Origin of the sequence: Acetivibrio cellulolyticus CD2 (assembly GCF_000179595.2) — a bacterium.
Taxonomy (GTDB): domain Bacteria; phylum Bacillota; class Clostridia; order Acetivibrionales; family Acetivibrionaceae; genus Acetivibrio; species Acetivibrio cellulolyticus.
Genome location: NZ_JH556656.1, coordinates 1 through 2,942 on the forward strand (window position 1 = coordinate 1; position 2,942 = coordinate 2,942).

Annotated in this window: 3 protein-coding genes; 2 read left to right on the plus strand and 1 reads right to left on the minus strand. The window is 32.4% G+C overall.

Features of this window, described 5'->3' with window-relative positions; all coding sequences use genetic code 11:
- A partial coding sequence (locus tag ACECE_RS27355; protein ID WP_040428434.1) for a glycosyltransferase occupies positions 1 to 185 on the plus strand: 185 nt, incomplete at its 5' end.
- A 209-nt stretch (positions 186 to 394) separates the two neighbouring features.
- Here the strand turns inward: ACECE_RS27355 and ACECE_RS0212030 are convergent.
- Positions 395 to 2,254 (minus strand): IS1634 family transposase, encoded by a 1,860-nt coding sequence (locus tag ACECE_RS0212030; RefSeq protein ID WP_010247284.1) that lies wholly within the window; start codon positions 2,252 to 2,254, stop codon positions 395 to 397.
- 510 nt (positions 2,255 to 2,764) lie between these two features.
- Between ACECE_RS0212030 and ACECE_RS27360 the strand changes: the two genes are divergently transcribed.
- A partial coding sequence (locus tag ACECE_RS27360) for an NAD-dependent epimerase/dehydratase family protein (RefSeq protein WP_010247286.1) occupies positions 2,765 to 2,942 on the plus strand: 178 nt, incomplete at its 3' end.

The following is a 2,942-nucleotide window of genomic DNA, read 5'->3' on the forward strand; positions in this document are numbered from 1 at the left end:
AAATTATATTGTATTACAATAAAGAAGATTTATATGAAAAAGTTGACTATTATCTTGCAAATCCAGAAAAGAGGCAGGAAATTATAGATAATGGGAAGAAAAAAATATTTCAAAATCTAACTTATGAGGCTTTATTAAGTAGGGTAATTAGCGAAGTTGCCGACAAGATTGAGAAGCAGATGTAGCGTGTTTAAGCATAGTATAGGTTAAGCACAGAGCTATATCAATTATTTTGATAGTAAATTATTTTAAGCTTCCATTAAAAAGGGGCTTTTTTTTTATCTAAAATAATATCTCATTTTCGACAGTTGAAAAGAAATAAAGAGGCAATAAACCGCTTAGTTGTGCGGTTTCAGCCTCTTTTTAATGTTCGTATAATGTTGTATGTAAATAGCTATGTTAAAATATTTTTGATCTTTTTATTGAGTTCTTTAGGTTGGTAATATTTTTTAACTAAACCAAGCTCAAACACAGCATTTAATGCTGTACATACCTGGGAACCATTGTATATTGATTGATAGTACATGTCTTGTACGTTTATTACCTCCATATTCTTTAGCGTTTCAATTATGTTTTCTGTGGTGAAATGTGTCCCATAATCATCGAGTTTAACCTCAAGAAGTCGATATATAAGGAGTGCAGTATAACATACCATAAAGTGAGCGATTATTCGCTCTCTGTTGCGGTGGTGAACTGGACGAGCTGAGAAGTTTGTTTTCATTACTCTGAAACAATCCTCGATCTTGTACCTTTTGGAACTTATTTCGATGATTGTTTTAACATCCTCATCTAAATTTGTGGCTATGGCATAATAACCATCATATTTTTCTTCTTCATCAATTACACTTTGATCAATGTAGTAAGAGTCTATCACTTTATCCCCAGATTTTGATATTGAATTTCTTTTTATAAAACGCGTAACATCGTGGGGACCTTTTTTTATGCATTCAGGATCGTTGCTTTTTAGAATCTTTTTTGCCCTTTCAATCTGTTTGTTTCTAATGTATCTTTGATATTCCATCATTTTTCTTGAAAAAGTTATGATAAGATTCTGTTTTACAATGCCTTTGGATTTAACTTTTTTTGTCTTACCATTTTTCAAGACTTTTTCTTCATACAATCCAAGATCTACAGCCTTGTCAGCCTTAACAATCTTATAAACACTGTCATTGTAAAGATCAAGATTTCCTTTATCGTTTTTATCGAAAAGCTTCATTTCCTCAATTGTGACAGGTCTATCATTTGACAGAAGTTTGTAGCTGCAATCATTAAAAACAGCCTTTTTGAGCGTGTCTGACAACTTTTTAATGGACTGGGTCACTATGAAGGATCTTCCTCCCATGGAATTGAATTTGCGAATGTTTAGTGAGCCCAGACCTGCGTCAGCACAGTAAATAAATTTTTTACCATCCAACATCTGAGTCATTTTCTTTTCAAGAGGGACAGCACATGTTTGTTCATTGTCCGAACCAGAATTAATACACATTGAAATCGGGATGCCACGTGAATCCATGAACAATCCCATTTCTACTATAGGATTAGGTTTGTGCTCCTTTGACGGACCGTATTTCCGTAAGCCTTTGAGAATCTCACCTGTCACCTCGTCAACATAGTCTTCATCATCACATTCAATTTCAAAATAGTAATTAGAACAGTCAAAGTAACATACGGAAGTGTCACGAGGAACAATATTATTGCTATGCTTAAATAAGTGGGAGATATATTCATCATAATGCTGCGCAAGGATATCCATTGTACGTAGCATATGTACATATTCAAATGTGGGTTGTTCATAGTATCTGCAAAGATGGTCATATGTACCAAGCTTTGAATCTGGTTCGAGAATTCTTGCATAGGTCAAAAATCGGTTAACCTGGTCTGGATCAAATGTAATCTTTGAATCGGAAATAACCTTTTTAAAAAATGTGTTTATTTTAAGATCATGGTATATCTTCTGCAGAATAAAATACCCCATATTTACCCGATTACTTGAAGATACAAGGTCATTGCTTGATTTAATCTTTTCATCAAAATCTATAACCACCTCCATTGAGACCTTGTTATTCTTCAGTTCATCATTATACTTCTGAATCTGTTTTTTTGCATAGGACAAAGGATCACTTGTAATCTTCAAGAGATCAGAATGTTTCCCAATTTTTGCAACATTTTTTGTAGTTGTTTTTTTCCCATTTCGAAATCCTTGTTGGGCGTAGTAAATGGGATCTTTTGCATGTTTGTCATAATATAGTTTCATATACTTATTATATCAAAACATACAACAAAATACAACATAATTACAACATATACAACAAATTTTATTTAGAATTTGACACAAAAAAAGCCGATATTTAGCGGCTTTTGAATTAATTATTTATTTAGCAACTGTCGAAAACCCGAAAAGAGGCAGGAAATTATAGATAATGGGAAGAAAAAAATATTTCAAAATCTAACTTATGAGGCTTTATTAAGTAGGGTAATTAGCGAAGTTGCCGACAAGATTGAGAAGCAGATGTAGCGTGTTTAAGCATAGTATAGGTTAAGCACAGAACTATATCAATTATTGTGATAGTAAATTATTTTAAGCTTCCATTAAAAAGGGGCTTTTTTTTTATCTAAAATAATATTATAGTAGTAATATAAAATAAACTGTTCGATTTGTTTTCTGATACAAATTTTATTAGCTTTCTTGTATTAAAAGTTTTCAGCACTAAGAAAAATTTAATAGGTGATTTGTTTACTATAAAAAAACTGGGGTGATTGCATAATGAAGGCGATTGTGACAGGTGGTTGTGGTTTTATAGGATCACATATAGTGGACAGGCTTCTTTTGGAAGGGCATAATGTGACAGTTATAGATAACTTTATAACTGGTAGACCTGAAAACCTTGAACACCAAAAAGGAAATCCTGATTTGAAGATAGTTGAAGCGGATATAACTGATG

What these genes read in the sequence shown, in the direction of transcription:
- ACECE_RS0212030 (WP_010247284.1), bottom strand. Translation starts at nt 2,254, where the DNA reads ATGAAACTATATTATGACAAACATGCAAAAGATCCCATTTACTACGCC.